Source organism: Thiomicrorhabdus sp. zzn3 (genome assembly GCF_029767755.1).
In the GTDB taxonomy this organism is placed as follows: domain Bacteria; phylum Pseudomonadota; class Gammaproteobacteria; order Thiomicrospirales; family Thiomicrospiraceae; genus Thiomicrorhabdus.
The window spans coordinates 142,783-157,220 of sequence record NZ_JARUQS010000003.1; the positions used below are offsets into that span (position 1 = coordinate 142,783).

The following is a 14,438-nucleotide window of genomic DNA, read 5'->3' on the forward strand; positions in this document are numbered from 1 at the left end:
ATCCAAAACGATTTATGCAACAGAGCACCATTAAACTCTCTCCAAGCTGGCTGAAGGTGGTCGGCGCCGAATTCGATAAACCTTACATGCAGGAACTCAAAGCGTTTTTGCAGGCTGAAAAAGCCGCCGGCAAACACATTCTTCCTAAGGGAAGTCAATGGTTCAATGCATTGAACAGCACTCCTTTTGAAGATGTCAAAGTGGTGATTATCGGCCAGGATCCTTATCCGACGCCCGGCCATGCGCACGGACTCTGCTTCTCGGTGCAACCCGACGTTAAACCACTGCCTAAGTCACTGCTCAACATCAACAAAGAACTCTCAGAAGACCTGGGCGTGGAAAATCACCATTGCGGTTATCTGCAATCCTGGGCAGACCAGGGCGTACTGCTGCTAAACGCCGTGCTGACCGTGGAAGCCCGCCACCCGAATTCGCACCAAAACCGTGGCTGGGAACACTTTACCGATGCCATTATTCAGGCGATTAACGATCACAAGGAGCACTGTGTATTTATTCTCTGGGGCAGCTACGCGCAAAAGAAAGGGCGTATGATCGACACCGATAAACATCTGGTCTTAAAAAGCGCGCATCCCTCGCCGCTTTCCGCCTATCGCGGCTTCTTCGGCAGCCGTCCGTTTTCCAAAACCAATGCCTACCTTGAGGCGCATGGGCAGACGCCGATTAACTGGCAGTTATAATCTGACTTGCCATTACCACCCATAAAAAAACCCAGCAGGCCTGCTGGGTTTCTCAGATTAGAACAACGGTTTTTCAGATGGGAGGCTCACTTTCGCTCTTTGGTTCAGCCGAAGACATATGTTGGCTATACCAGTCCGCAATCGCTTGATTGATCTCGGCCACACTCATATTCGCCGCATCCAGCGGTTCACTGATATGCACCTCAATTAACCCCGGTTTTTTCATAAAACTGTTTTTGGGCCAGAAACTTCCGGCATTGTGCGCCACCAGATAGACCGGCACCTTGGCCTTGGTGGCTAACATCGAACCGCCGACATTGATTTTGCCCAGCTCATTCGGCGGCATGCGCGTACCTTCCGGAAACAACACGATCCAGTCGCCCTGCTGCAATCGGCTCTGCCCCTCTTTAAGCAATTGGTTCAAAGCCTGACGACCCGCCCCACGGTCGATCGCAATCGGATGCAGCAAGCTCATCCCCCAGCCAAAAAACGGAATGCGCAGCAGCTCGCGTTTCAACACATAGGCCTGACGTGGAAAAATCTGCTGAAACGCCAGTGTTTCCCAGGTTGACTCATGGCGGGAAAGGATCAATCCCGCACGGCTCGGGTCAATATGCTCCTGGCCGTGCACTTTAAAGCGCAATCCACAAGTGACACGCAACCACCACAGACAGAAACGTGCCCACCAGCGCATATAGTTATAACGCGTTTCAAATGAAAACGGACGCGTTAACTGACCGCTCACAGAAAAGAAAATCATCGACAATGTCTGCCCCAACAGATACACCGCCGAGCGTAAAAACCAAATTACTTTCACTTTAAAATCTCCTCAACCACTGCGGCCAAATTGTCATACACGGGAATGGCCTGCAACACAGGGTCTTGCGTTGCCAAGGTACGCTCGCCTTTTCCAGTGCGCACCAGATAAGGCTGCATTCCCCGGTTCAACGCAGCGTTCATATCGCCTAAAGTATCCCCCACCAACGGAGCTCCTTGCAAGCTCAGACCAAAGCGATTTTCAATCGCCTGCAACATCCCTACCCCCGGTTTGCGGCAGGGTGAATTATGTACACTTAAATAGGGCGAAAAACTGATCCAGTCGACCCCTTCACACCCCAATTCGCCGAGCATGCGCTGCAGCTTCTGATGCATGGCACTTAGAATCGCATGCGAGTAATAACCGCGCGGGATACCGGATTGATTGGTCGCCACCGCCACCGTCCATCCGGCCTGTTTCAGGCGTGCAATCGCCTGCAAACTGCCCGGCACCGGCAACCACTCTTGCGGCGATTTGATAAACGCATCGGAGTCTTCATTTATGACGCCGTCGCGATCGAGAACAATGATCTTCTGTTTCATGTTGTTACCGACTTTTACCGACAAATGATCTGTAAATAAAAATTCCCGCCAAAGCGGGAATTTATCACAAGAATTTCTGGCACATTGCCACCAGGCCTGTTCAATTTAAAATTAAGACAAGCGCGAAATATCCGCTACCTGCAAGAACAACTGATAGATCTGATTCAACAGGGCCAAACGATTCAAACGCAAGGCCTCGTCTTCCGCCATCACCATGACGTCATCAAAGAAACGGTCAACATCGGCACGAATACCGGCCAGAGAGCCGATGGCCGCCACATAATCGTGCGCCGCAATCTGCTCGCTGACCGACTCGCGCAAGGCTTCCAAGGCATTCCACAAACTCTGCTCCGCCGCTTCGGCAAACAATTGCGTGTTGACGGTTTCCGGCAGCGATCCTTCCACCTTTTTCAACAGGTTGCTGATACGCTTGTTCGCCGCACTCAGACTCTCGGCCGCCTCCATTTCACTGAATTTTTGCACCGCTTGAATACGCTTGGCAAAATCCACTGGATGCGCAGGACGGCACACGCGTACCGCTTCAAACTGCTCGGCAGTTACCCCTTGATCCGCATAGTAAGCACGCAGACGGCTCACGACAAAGTCGTAGATTTCTTCAATCAGTTCATCCGAACTTTCGACTTGTTCATGCAAAGCGATGCTCTGCTCAATCAACAGGCGCAAATCCAAATCGAGTTCATTCTCGATCATAATGCGCAGCAGCCCCAAAGCGGCACGTCGCAAGGCAAACGGGTCTTTGTCCCCGCTTGGCACCTGACCGATCCCGTAAATCCCGGTAATCGTATCCAGCTTATCGGCAATCGCCAACGCCTGGGCCACCGCTGAAGATGGCAAGGCGTCCCCAGCAAAACGCGGCTGATATTGCGCATCAATGGCATCTGCCACTTCCGACAACTCATTTTGTTCCTGTGCGTAGTAACGCCCCATCACCCCTTGCAGTTCCGGGAATTCACCCACCATTTCCGACATCAGGTCGCATTTGGAAAGACGTGCGGCACGCTCGGCCACCTCGGCGGAAACGCCGAGGGACTTACCGACTTTGACCGTCAAGGTTTCCAAACGCTCGACCTTGTCGAACAAGGTGCCCAGTTTCTGCTGGAAGACTACCGTTTTCAAACGCGGCAGAAAATCTTCCAATGGCTGTTTGCGGTCTTGATCCCAGAAGAATTTCGCATCCGACAGACGCGGGCGGATGACGCGCTCATTCCCTGACTTAACCGACTGTGGATTCGAGCTTTCGATGTTACTGATGGTAATGAACTTGGCCATTAACTTGCCATTGGCATCGAACATATGAAAATACTTCTGGTGTCCGGCCATCGCCGAAATCAACGCTTCGGCCGGTACAGACAGGAAACTCTCATCGAAATCGCCGACTACCGCCACCGGCCACTCATTTAACGCCGTGACTTCTTCCAGCAGGTCTTCGTCAATTTCGGCACGGCCGCCCACGCTTTGCGCCGCCGCTTCCACCTGTTGACGAATCGCATCGGCACGTACATCAAAATCCGCCTGCACATAGCCCTGCTCACACAACGTATTAATATAATCCGCCGGCTTGGCGATGGTAATTTCCTGCGGCGCGTGGAAACGGTGTCCGCGCGTGGTGTTGGAGGTTTGATGCCCCAAGACGGTGGCGGGAACCACTTGCTCGCCCAACAACATCAACGCCCAATGCACCGGGCGCACAAATTCCACCTCCGAACTTCCCCAACGCATGCGCTTAGGAATTGGCAGCTTCGCCAGAGATTGATTGACAATCTCGCCCAGCAATTCTGTCGCTGGCTGACCTTTCTGCTCCAGGTTGTACGCCATCCACACACCTTTATCGGTATCGATTTCAACCAGGTCTTCAACCTCGACACCGCAACCACGGGCAAACCCTTGCAAGGCTTTGGTTGGGTTGCCATCCGCGTCAAATGCCGCTTTTTTAGCCGGTCCTTTACGCTCAACTACTTTATCCGACTGCTGGATTTGCAAGGCGTCCACCTTTACAGCCAAGCGGCGCGGCGCGGCATAGACATGCACTTCACCGTGTTGCAGCTCCGCTTCTACCAGGCCTGCTGAAATGCCGTCGGCAAACGCCTGGCTCAATTTTTTTAGGGCTTTAGGAGGCAGCTCTTCGGTTCCAATCTCCACCAAAAAGTCTTCAGTCTGCTTGTGATCCGTCATTATTTTTCCTCCTGACTTTTGACCAGCGGGAACCCTAAGGCCTCGCGCCCTTCATAATACGCTTCGGCAATTTGTCTCGCCATGGCACGCACCCGACCGATAAAACGCGCACGCTCCGTCACCGAAATCGCATGACGGGCATCTAACAGGTTAAAGGCATGTGAGGCTTTTAGAACTTGCTCATACGCAGGCAGCGGCAGTTTATCTTCGACCAGTTTGGCAAAAATCTCTTCGCATTCGTCGAATACGCGGAACAACTTTTCGGTATCGGCTTTTTCAAAGTTGTAGGCCGACATTTCCACTTCGTTTTGATGGAACACATCACCATAAGTCACCTTGCCGCCTGGGCCGTCCACCCAGGTCAGATCATAGACGCTGTTAACGCCTTGCAGATACATGGCGATACGCTCCAGACCATAGGTGATCTCACCGGTGACCGGACGACACTCCAAGCCGCCGACCTGCTGGAAATAGGTGAACTGGGTCACTTCCATGCCGTTTAGCCACACTTCCCAGCCCAAGCCCCAGGCCCCCAAAGTCGGCGATTCCCAATTGTCTTCTACAAAACGGATATCATGTTCCAACGGGTCAATACCAAGCATCTTCAACGATTCCAGATACAGCTCCTGAATATTGTCTGGAGACGGCTTTAGCATCACCTGAAACTGGTAGTAGTGCTGTAGGCGGTTTGGGTTTTCACCATAGCGGCCATCCGTTGGTCGGCGGCACGGCTGAACATAGGCCGCGCGCCACGGCTCCGGGCCGATCGAACGCAAAAAGGTGGCCGGATGGAACGTTCCCGCCCCCATTTCATTGTCGTAGGGCTGCATAATCACACACCCCTGCTCGGCCCAAAACGCTTGCAGAGTCTGAATCAATCCCTGAAAGGTACTTATATCGGTTGCTGCTTGTGATGACACCGTCAAAACCTCTTAAAACTAAAGCGGAAATGCCCACAAAGCCAAGAGAAATGGCCGTGAACTCCTAATATCCTGTTAAAACGTGTAAAATCCGCTAATTATAACGTATTCAAGCTAGCCTTTGCACAAAACGGAGACCTCACAATGAATGAATCCGATTCAAAAATTTCAGACGCCATCACCGTCGATGCAAAAGGTCTTAAATGTCCGATGCCGGTGATTCGGTTACAACAGCAAGTGCGTAAAAGCCAATCCGGCGACCGGATTGTGATTGAGTGTACCGACCCAGGTGCCGAAAAAGACATTCAAAGCTGGGCCAAGGTGAACAAACACTCTGTAGAGGAGTGTGAAACCACCGATTTTGGTCTAAGAATCACGCTTCGCGTTGTCGGCCGGAATGGTCTATAATGAATTTCGAATGAACATCTGTGTGCAAGGACACTCTGAGTCAAGATGAAATCGACACTGGTTCGAAACAAATTCTCCTGGGCCACCCTCACGGTCCTCGTAGGGCTGTTTCTAATCTCACCACATAGTTCAACGGCCAATCTTCCCCTGGAAAGAACCGCGCTGCCGCTGCCTCAACCCGATCAGGCCAAAATCAGCAACAACGCGTCTCAAAACGTTCAAGACGTCACCGAATTTTCCGAAGCCGAATGGCAAGAACACACCATCAAAATTCCTAAAAACGGTTCTTTGGGAACCGCTTTGGCCAGCATTAACGTCTCCGCAGGCACGACTCATAAAATTACCCAGCTGAAAGACAGTCGCCTGCTAACCGATCTCAGAGTCGGAGATACGCTCACCATTTGGGTAGACAAGTACGCCAATCTGCAAAAAATCCTCTACCCGAAGTCTAAAACGCTGCGCTATGAGCTGCAAAAGCAGGGGGACAGTTTCGAAATCCGCACCATTGAAGAACAGGTGGAAGTGCGCACCGAAGTCGCGACCGGCACCATCACCGATTCGTTCTATATGGACGGCAAGCGTGCCGGCCTCTCTGCCAAAACCATTATGAACCTCGCGGATGTCTACACCTGGGACATCGACTTCATCCGCGAGCTGCGTCAAGGCGACACCTTTAAGGTCATCTACGAAACCCATTATCTGAATAATGAGTATATCGGCGACGGTGAAATCATCGCCGCTCAGGTCACCACCAACAACCAGCGCGAAATTCATAATGCATTTCGCCTTAAAGATGGTGATAAAACCATCGGCTACTATGATGAAAAAGGCAAAAACCTGAAAAAAGCCTTTTTACGCAATCCGGTCGATTATGTGCGCATCACCTCCACTTTTAAACCGAAACGCTTTCATCCCGTCCTGAAAAAATGGCGTGCGCATCGTGGTGTTGACTATGGCGGACCGATCGGCACCCCGATTCACGTCACCGGCAACGGCAAAATTGTTTTCCGCGGCTGGGGCAGAGGCTATGGAAACTACATCAAAGTGCAACATGCTGGCAAGTACATGACCGTTTATGGCCATATGTCGCGCTTCGGAAAATACAAAAAAGGCGACTGGGTCAAACAGGGCGACACCATCGGTTATATAGGAATGACGGGGCTGGCCACCGGCCCGCATTTGCACTATGAATTCCGCATTAATGGCGTTCATAAAGATCCATTAAAGATGAAATTTCCATCGGCTAATCCGGTTGCAAAAAAATACCAGACGGGATTCAAGCAACAGAGCCAATTGATGTTAAGCCAGCTGGAACGTTATTCTCCCGATCTGCAGATGGCGAGTTTTGAATAGGCATGGCTACTGCTTCAAAAGCACCTTCACCCGAATATTATATTGGCCTCATGTCAGGGACGAGTGTAGACGGGGTCGACGCAGCACTGGTCAAAATAGAAAACACATCCATTGAACTCATCGATTCGCTTGAGCACCCGCTTGATGAAACCTTAAAAGCCGGATTGATTGAGCTCAATCAAACCCCTGAAATCCCGCTTGCGCGTTTATGCCAGTTGGAGTTTAAGGTCGCCCAAGCATTCAGCGACGCTGCCCTGACATTGCTCAAAAAAACCGGTTACAAATCATCGCAAATCCGCGCTATCGGCAGCCATGGACAAACCATTTATCATGCGCCCAACATTCCTATGAGCTTGCAAATTGGCCACCCCGCTTTTATTGCCAAACAAACGGGCATTGATACGGTTGCGGATTTTCGTATTGATAACATGGCAGCTGGCGGACAAGGCGCTCCTTTGGCCCCCGCTTTCCATAAGATATTGTTTGCGCAGCAAAGACCCGCTTTTGTCGTCAATATTGGCGGCATTGCCAATATCAGCTACTTGGATCCAGTGTCCGGTTCGGCCATCGGTTTCGATTGCGGTCCTGGCAACGCGCTGATGGACGAACTCTGCCAAACCACCTTTGATTGCCGTTATGACCGTGACGGGCATATTGCGGCACAAGGCAAGGTCATTGACCCTCTACTTAAACAGCTGCTCAGCCATCCTTATTTTCAACAGGCCTATCCCAAAAGTACCGGAAGAGAAACTTTTCACTCTGCCTGGTTGCAACAGCAACTCCACCATTATGGCGAACCTGTTGAACCAAAAGACCTCATGGCAACTTTATGCGAACTGACCGCTGCCAGTATCGCGCTTGGTATTCTGCAGATATTGACCAAAGAAAAACCGGATACCCACAACCGGGCCAAGCAGGTATGGATTGTGGGTGGCGGGGCCTACAACCCTCACCTTCTTAACCGCCTGCAAAAACAGCTAACGGATTTTGAGGTTGCCAGCAGTGACAAAATCAATATTCATCCCAATGCGTTAGAAGCGATGATGTGCGCGTGGCTGGCGCAACAACGAGTCCAGAACAGCCCGATCGATCTCATCGACATTACCGGCGCCAATCGCAATGTGGTCTTGGGCGGTTTATGGCTGGCTGACTAAAACCAATCCCTTCCAACACTAGACACAAAAAAACCGGCAAATGCCGGTTTTCTTTTTACCAAATCAGCTTCGTTGCCTATCGCTCACCTTTAATGCCAGACGAACGCTGCTCCATAGGCAAATAACAAGAAGTGCCTGCGCCAGTATAAATCTGGGTTGGACGGAAAATTTTATTGTTCTGCAACTGCTCACGCCAGTGTGCCATCCAGCCAGCCGATCTTGCTACCGCAAAAATAGGAGTGAACAGGCCTGCATCGAAGCCCATCTCTTTGTACAGAATGCCTGAGTAGAAATCGACGTTCGGATACACCCCTTTATGCGCTAACAGCTCTTCGCAAATACGTTCAACCTCCATTGCCGTTTCAAATGCCTGGCTCAAACTGCCGGCATCGCTTTTCTTTTTCAGCACTTCAGAGGACATTTTCTGCAAAATGGTGGCACGCGGATCTTTGGTCTTGTATTCGCGATGCCCCATTCCCCAGATGACTTTCTTATTCGCCAGACGGTCTTCGATATAAGCACGCGCATTTTCAGGGCTACCAATCTCATCCAACATCTCGATCACTTTCTGATTGGCTCCACCATGCAAGGGGCCAGAAAGCGAAGCAATAGCAGATGAAATAACGGAACATGGATTCGCCAACGTTGATCCCGTTACCATGGTGGTAAAAGTAGAAGCATTAATGGTATGCTCCGCGTGCAAAATCAAACAGGCATCCAACAAACGCGCCCAGTCCGGATCCGGTTCTTCGCCGGTCACCATATACAGAAAGTTTTCCGCATACGTCAGGTCTTTACGCGGTTCAATCGGATCATAACCATTGCGCATATGCTCCCACATCGCCACAAGCGTCCCCATATGGGCAATAATTTTAACGGTTACGTCATTGATATAAGTTTGGTTTTCAGTACCGCCCTTCATATACTCGGTACTTGGATAGAAACTGGCCAGACTGGCCACCACCACTTGCAACATGTGCATTGGATGGGTCGTTGGCGGCAGGTTTTTCATGATTTCACGGATGTTATATTTGACACGGCGATTCTCACGCAACTGATTGTCAAATAACGTCAACTCTTCCTGAGTTGGCAGCTCACCAAATAGCAACAGCAAAGTGGTTTCTTCAAACGAAGATTTCTCTGCCAATTCCATAATATCGTAGCCCCGATAGGTTAAAACACCTTCCTGACCGTCAATAAATGAAATTTTGGATTCCGTTGCCGGAACCCCTGCTAAACCTGGAATATACTGCATAGTGTTTCCTGAAATTTAATCGATATTAAAGCCTGCTGACTCTCTCACTTGATTGCGCTTAGCCTATCGAACTTCTACGTTTCGCTTCAGTACTCAGTTCAAGAAGGAACAGCAAAGAACGCCATCCGACCTCTAAATCAGACGCTGAAAGAAGACCCGCAGCCACACGTCGTGGTTGCATTCGGGTTTTCAATCACAAAACGTGCACCCTGCAAATCTTCTAAATAGTCAATTTTTGCGCCGACCAGATACTGAAAACTCATCGGATCGACTAACAAGGTAACGCCGTTTTTGGTCACCACTGTGTCGTCTTCAGCCTGTTCTTCATCAAAGGTAAAACCGTATGAAAAACCAGAACAACCACCACCGGTGATATACACCCGTAGCTTCAAGTTTGGATTTTGCTCATCTTCAATCAGGCCTTTAACTTTATCTGCTGCGGCATCGGTAAAGTTTAAAGGCGTTGGAATATCAGACATCTTCTGTTTTCTCCACACTGATCAAGCCTTTTCAAGATTAACCATATTCACAATGGCCTTACAAAACTTAGGGAAAAGTGCTTGAGTTCTAAAAAGGCATTATAACAAAAAGCCCCGTCTTTTTTACAAAACGGGGCTTTAGAAACAACCATTCACTTACAGCCATCTTTGCCGACAGCCATGCCTGACTTTAAGGCATCAAAGCCACCTGTTTGAGTCCGGCGGATTCGTCCAGGCCAAACAGAATATTCATATTCTGTACCGCCTGACCCGCAGCCCCTTTGACCAAGTTATCGATCACCGAGGTCACCACCACCGTATTACCGCCTTGTGGACGATAAACTGCCATGCGGCACATATTCGACCCTTTGGTCATACGCGTTTCCGGCAAGCTGCCTGCCGGCATGACGTCAACAAAATATTCGTTGGCGTAAGTTTCTTCAAACAGCGACTGTAGCGCCGGCTGATCCACGTCCTGTTTCAATGTCGCGTAAATCGACGACTCCATGCCGCGCACCATCGGAACCAGATGCGGTACAAACGTCAGCTGAACGGGACTGCCATTCAACTCACCCAGTTTATCAACCATTTCTGGGTGGTGACGATGGCCATTCACGCCATAGGCTTTAAAGCTTTCGCTCATTTCCGCGCCTAACATCGCCACATTGGCACCACGCCCGGCACCGCTGACTCCTGATTTACCATCAGCGACAATACCGTTGGTTTCAATCAAACCGGCTTTCAACAACGGCAATAAGCCCAATAAGATGCTGGTTGGGTAACACCCCGGATTAGCGATAACCGAGGCCTGCTTGATTTGCTCCCGGTACCACTCTGGCAATCCATAGGCGACCTTTTCCATGATCTGCGGACAACTGTGCTCCATGCCATACCACTGACTCCAGACATCCAAATCGCGAATTCGGAAATCCGCCGCCAGATCGATGACCTTGACCCCAGCTGCCGTCAACTCAGGTGCCATACTCATCGCCACACCATGCGGTGTCGCGAAAAAGACCACATCACAAGATGCCAATACATCAACACTTGGCTCAGAAAAAGTCAGAGTATCGTAGAAGCCTCGCAAGTTAGGAAACATATCCTCAACGCGCACCCCCACTTCACTCCGTGAGGTAATGGCCACCACTTCCGCATTTGGGTGGTTAGCCAACAATCTCAATAACTCTACGCCGGTGTAACCGGTACCACCGACAATCCCGATCCGGACGTTCTCAACCTTTGCGATTTGTTGTGTCATTTCCATTTCTCAATCTGTGATTTTTAGCCGTTTATTTTAACGAATTTTCATACTGTCTGTTTAAAAGAAGCACAAAACGCCTGCGCTTCAGCCTTGAACTTTAGCCGTAGCCTTGGCAGTGAATTGATCTCGCGTATCAAGCTCCGGTTCATCCAGCCACAAAGGATGATGGCCGGACTGCCAAACCGGACGGTTTTTCATCACGGCTTTAAAATAACTACTGTTCAAATGACTATCCAGCCAACGCTTTAAGGCTGAATACCCTGCCTGAGTAAACCAAGTTTTATCGACATTGGCAAACTGGCGGACAAAGGGAAAAATCGCAATATCTGCCATACTCATGGCATCACCCAGCAGATAGGGATGCCGTTCAAGTTGCCGATTCAGCTTCTGTAGAAAACGTTCACCTTCTTCACGATACGATGCCACTGGCTGTTCGGGATAATCCTCTGCATATTTGTAACGATCCAGCCAATATTTAAATTGCCCATCATTTTCATCAATCCACCATTGCATCCGTGCTTGCGCTTCCGTTTCCTGTGGTAACAGCGATGAGCCGCTCTGAGCAAGCGCCCACTGTAGGATATCACGACTTTCGTCAATGACTTCTCCGCAAGGCAAGACCAATACTGGCACCGTTCCTTTAGGAGAAGCCTGCAGCATCTCAGCCGGCTTATCCCAGAACACAATCTCACGCTGCTCCACCTGAATGCCGGCAAGAAAAATCCCCATTCGTGCTCGCATTGCGTATGGACAGCGCCGATAAGAATACAATACCGGGTAGGTTCTCATTTGACCTCTTAACTATTGTTTGCCGTAACTTGCCTTAATCGCCAGGCCTGTTAAATTTTAAATTTCGAACTTAATGGCTCGTATAAAAAAGCCCGCATAAGCGGGCTCAAAAGTATAAGCAAGCTTAGCCTTAACGCAAGCGCACTGCACTGCTATTGCTGTATGCAGAAACCTCACCGCTTCGATAAGCCTGCACTTGATAGTAATAGGTTCCGGGTGTGCTCAAATTGTCAGTAAATCCAGTACTGTTCGCTGCAACCGAACCGATACGCTGATACACGATTTTATTGCGCTCTTTGAGACCGCGCTCAATATAAAAGCCTTCTTCACTGTCACTGTTATCGGTCCAGCTCAAACTTACCTGACTGCCATTCAAGCCTGTGGACAAATCACTTGGCGCCGTCAAAACACCCGGCGCTGGAGGTGGTGGCTCAGCCACTGCCGACTCCACTTTCACTTGAACAGCATCCGAATAGGCCTGTTTTGCCGAATTATAGGCATAAATTCGGTATTGATAGGTACCGACAGGCACACCCGTATCAACAAATTCAACCGTATTTTGTTCCAAGGTGGCAACCGTTTCAAAAGCGTATTTACCACGGACTTTCGCCGCACGTTCAACCACATAACCGGTTTCATTAGCGCTATTATCCTGCCAGCTCAAAGTGACATCCGCACCATTGACCGATGCCGTTAAACCCGTGGGCGCGTCCAACAGGGTCGGATCGTTCACACTGATCACAACTGAATCCGTTGCCTGAGCGCCACCATTATCCGTTACCGTCAGCAGCGCATTAAACTGCCCACCGGTTTGATAGGTATGCTGTACATTTTGGCCGCTGGCCCGAGTGCCGTCGCCAAAATCCCATGCATAACTGAGGATACTGCCGTCCGTATCATAGGAGCCGGACGCATCAAAATTGACCAATAATGGCACATCGCCCGAAACAGGAGTCGCCACAAGTTGCGCGACCGGCAGCTCATTGCTCACCTCTATCATGACCGAATCAGTCGCCGTACGTCCATTGTTGTCGGTCACCGTCAACACTGCGGCAAACTGGCCGCTCTGGGTATATTCATGACTGACCTGAACTCCACTGGTTTGAGTGCCATCGCCAAAATCCCATTGATAACTGACGATACGGCCATCTGGATCATAAGAGCCGCTGGCATCAAACTGGACAGAAAGAGGTAAAGGCCCTGTCACGGCCGAACTGCTCAAACTGGCCACCGGCGCCATATTGCTATTTAAATGTAACGCATAGGCCACCGCTGCCTGCGCATTCACCAAACCGTGTCCATAAAGCAATTCATCCCCTAAATCGGTCGCCGTATTGAACAGGCCTGCTTCGATTTCATCCGCGCTGATTTCAGGGTTCGCTGCTACCATCAGCGCCGCTACACCTGCCGCTGCGGGAGAGGAAAAAGAGGTTCCACTGTAATAAACATAGCCATTATCTTTATAAGTGGTAAACAAGCTCACCCCTGGAGCGACCACATCGACAAACTCACCATAATTGGAAAAACCGGCTTTGACGTTATTCTCATCGGTTGCGCCCACTGCCACAAAAGAAGTGTAGTCCGGGAAAGAACCCTCCAAGGCGCCATCGTTACCTGCAGACATAAACAGCAAACCATTACGATCCCGTAAATATTGGGCCGCATCATCAATGGTGGCATATTGAATCCCACCATAACTTAAATTCACGACCCGAGCCCCCTGATCCGCAGACCAACGAATGCACTCTGCCATGGTAGAAATATAAGCCGAGCTGTTGCCATCACTGATATTGATTCTGACGGGCAGCACGGACACATTCCAGTTCACACCCGCCACGCCGATACCGTTATTACCCACCGCGCCCAAAGTTCCGATTGTACCGCTACCGTGGCCATGCGCATCTTCCACATCAGTCGAACCGTCTTGCGCGTTATACCCAGGCAAGATCAGATTGGCCGCCAGGTCTTCATGATCGCTATCCACGCCGGTATCACATACCGCCACCCGAACCGAAGCCTGTCCCACGGCTTGCTCCCATGCTTGCGGTGTATTCATTGCACTGTGCTGCCACTGCGAAGCGAACCCGGGATCATCTGGCGTCAGCGTCAAGGGCACCTCATAATCCGGTTCAGCAAACTTGACCAGCCCACTGGTTTCAAGCAGTTTAGCGATCGCCTTCTCTCGCCCAACCGAATCGAAATGAGCAATATGCAGATTCAAATTTTCAAGCACGCGCTCCTGTAACAGCCCCTGACTTCTAAGCAGCGCATTCAATCCTTTCAATTCAGATGGGGCTGCATCCTCTTTTGGCTTATACAGAACGGTTCCCGGACGTATTTGATCCGCCATGGCCATCGGTACTGCCAACGCGCCGACTAACAACCCAGATAACATAATCGCTTTAACAGGGGCAGACATATGCAACTCTCCTCAATGACGCGCAACCCATTTTGTGATTAATGAGGGTTGTTCACTTCCAATTTCCAGCATCATTAATCACCTGCATTAAATTGATCGTAACGCGAACCCACCCCAAACACAAGCCGAAAACTCACTAGGCAATTGATT

Annotated in this window: 13 protein-coding genes; 4 read left to right on the forward strand and 9 right to left on the reverse strand. The window is 50.3% G+C overall.

Going from position 1 to position 14,438, the window contains the following annotated elements:
* Window positions 1–14: 14 nt before the first annotated feature.
* On the forward strand, window positions 15–698 hold the full coding sequence (gene ung / locus QCB44_RS10515) for a uracil-DNA glycosylase (RefSeq protein WP_279409915.1): 684 nt from the start codon (window positions 15–17) through the stop codon (window positions 696–698).
* 73 nt (window positions 699–771) lie between these two features.
* On the opposite strand, the gene QCB44_RS10520 is transcribed toward ung, so the two are convergent.
* From QCB44_RS10520 to glyQ, 4 genes are all read right to left on the reverse strand, one after another.
* Complete coding sequence (locus tag QCB44_RS10520) at window positions 772–1,515, reverse strand: lysophospholipid acyltransferase family protein (protein WP_279409916.1); 744 nt, start codon at window positions 1,513–1,515, stop codon at window positions 772–774.
* Window positions 1,512–2,057: a D-glycero-beta-D-manno-heptose 1,7-bisphosphate 7-phosphatase gene (gene gmhB / locus QCB44_RS10525; protein ID WP_279409917.1), complete on the reverse strand. Its 546-nt coding sequence runs from the start codon at window positions 2,055–2,057 to the stop codon at window positions 1,512–1,514. Before gmhB ends, QCB44_RS10520 begins: the two co-directional genes overlap by 4 nt.
* A 111-nt stretch (window positions 2,058–2,168) precedes the next feature.
* A complete protein-coding gene (gene glyS / locus QCB44_RS10530) occupies window positions 2,169–4,250 on the reverse strand; it encodes a glycine--tRNA ligase subunit beta (RefSeq protein WP_279409918.1) in 2,082 nt (693 codons plus the stop codon).
* Window positions 4,250–5,170 carry a glycine--tRNA ligase subunit alpha gene (gene glyQ, locus QCB44_RS10535; protein WP_279409919.1) on the reverse strand — a complete coding sequence of 307 codons (921 nt, stop codon included), beginning with the start codon at window positions 5,168–5,170 and terminating at the stop codon, window positions 4,250–4,252. The genes glyS and glyQ overlap by 1 nt, the downstream gene beginning before the upstream one ends.
* 144 nt (window positions 5,171–5,314) lie before the next feature.
* On the opposite strand from glyQ, the gene QCB44_RS10540 reads away from it, so the two are divergent.
* Genes QCB44_RS10540 through QCB44_RS10550 form a run of 3 tightly spaced genes read left to right on the forward strand, consistent with a single transcriptional unit; the run spans window position 5,315 to window position 8,085 of the window.
* Window positions 5,315–5,578 carry a sulfurtransferase TusA family protein gene (locus QCB44_RS10540; protein ID WP_279409920.1) on the forward strand — a complete coding sequence of 88 codons (264 nt, stop codon included), beginning with the start codon at window positions 5,315–5,317 and terminating at the stop codon, window positions 5,576–5,578.
* A gap of 45 nt (window positions 5,579–5,623) precedes the next feature.
* Window positions 5,624–6,931 (forward strand): peptidoglycan DD-metalloendopeptidase family protein, encoded by a 1,308-nt coding sequence (locus tag QCB44_RS10545; protein WP_279409921.1) that lies wholly within the window; start codon window positions 5,624–5,626, stop codon window positions 6,929–6,931.
* Between the two features lie 2 nt (window positions 6,932–6,933).
* Window positions 6,934–8,085, forward strand: a complete 1,152-nt coding sequence (locus QCB44_RS10550; RefSeq protein WP_279409922.1) for an anhydro-N-acetylmuramic acid kinase — start codon at window positions 6,934–6,936, stop codon at window positions 8,083–8,085.
* Between the two features lie 76 nt (window positions 8,086–8,161).
* Here QCB44_RS10550 and QCB44_RS10555 read toward each other — a convergent pair whose 3' ends face one another.
* The 5 genes from QCB44_RS10555 to QCB44_RS10575 form a co-directional block, all read right to left on the reverse strand.
* Window positions 8,162–9,340: a citrate synthase gene (locus QCB44_RS10555; RefSeq protein WP_279409923.1), complete on the reverse strand. Its 1,179-nt coding sequence runs from the start codon at window positions 9,338–9,340 to the stop codon at window positions 8,162–8,164.
* Window positions 9,341–9,477: 137 nt separating this feature from the next.
* Complete coding sequence (gene erpA, locus QCB44_RS10560; protein ID WP_279409924.1) at window positions 9,478–9,819, reverse strand: iron-sulfur cluster insertion protein ErpA; 342 nt, start codon at window positions 9,817–9,819, stop codon at window positions 9,478–9,480.
* Window positions 9,820–10,009: 190 nt separating this feature from the next.
* Complete coding sequence (gene argC, locus QCB44_RS10565; protein ID WP_279409925.1) at window positions 10,010–11,077, reverse strand: N-acetyl-gamma-glutamyl-phosphate reductase; 1,068 nt, start codon at window positions 11,075–11,077, stop codon at window positions 10,010–10,012.
* An 87-nt stretch (window positions 11,078–11,164) separates the two neighbouring features.
* A complete protein-coding gene (locus QCB44_RS10570) occupies window positions 11,165–11,869 on the reverse strand; it encodes a glutathione S-transferase (RefSeq protein WP_279409926.1) in 705 nt (234 codons plus the stop codon).
* A 130-nt stretch (window positions 11,870–11,999) separates the two neighbouring features.
* Window positions 12,000–14,288: a PKD domain-containing protein gene (locus QCB44_RS10575; RefSeq protein ID WP_279409927.1), complete on the reverse strand. Its 2,289-nt coding sequence runs from the start codon at window positions 14,286–14,288 to the stop codon at window positions 12,000–12,002.
* Between the last annotated feature and the right edge of the window lie 150 nt (window positions 14,289–14,438).

What these genes read in the sequence shown, in the direction of transcription:
- ung (WP_279409915.1), top strand. Translation starts at nt 15, where the DNA reads ATGCAACAGAGCACCATTAAACTCTCTCCAAGCTGGCTGAAGGTGGTC.
- QCB44_RS10540 (WP_279409920.1), top strand. Translation starts at nt 5,315, where the DNA reads ATGAATGAATCCGATTCAAAAATTTCAGACGCCATCACCGTCGATGCA.
- erpA (WP_279409924.1), bottom strand. Translation starts at nt 9,819, where the DNA reads ATGTCTGATATTCCAACGCCTTTAAACTTTACCGATGCCGCAGCAGAT.
- QCB44_RS10545 (WP_279409921.1), top strand. Translation starts at nt 5,624, where the DNA reads ATGAAATCGACACTGGTTCGAAACAAATTCTCCTGGGCCACCCTCACG.
- QCB44_RS10555 (WP_279409923.1), bottom strand. Translation starts at nt 9,340, where the DNA reads ATGCAGTATATTCCAGGTTTAGCAGGGGTTCCGGCAACGGAATCCAAA.
- argC (WP_279409925.1), bottom strand. Translation starts at nt 11,077, where the DNA reads ATGACACAACAAATCGCAAAGGTTGAGAACGTCCGGATCGGGATTGTC.
- glyS (WP_279409918.1), bottom strand. Translation starts at nt 4,250, where the DNA reads ATGACGGATCACAAGCAGACTGAAGACTTTTTGGTGGAGATTGGAACC.
- QCB44_RS10575 (WP_279409927.1), bottom strand. Translation starts at nt 14,288, where the DNA reads ATGTCTGCCCCTGTTAAAGCGATTATGTTATCTGGGTTGTTAGTCGGC.
- QCB44_RS10550 (WP_279409922.1), top strand. Translation starts at nt 6,934, where the DNA reads ATGGCTACTGCTTCAAAAGCACCTTCACCCGAATATTATATTGGCCTC.
- QCB44_RS10570 (WP_279409926.1), bottom strand. Translation starts at nt 11,869, where the DNA reads ATGAGAACCTACCCGGTATTGTATTCTTATCGGCGCTGTCCATACGCA.
- gmhB (WP_279409917.1), bottom strand. Translation starts at nt 2,057, where the DNA reads ATGAAACAGAAGATCATTGTTCTCGATCGCGACGGCGTCATAAATGAA.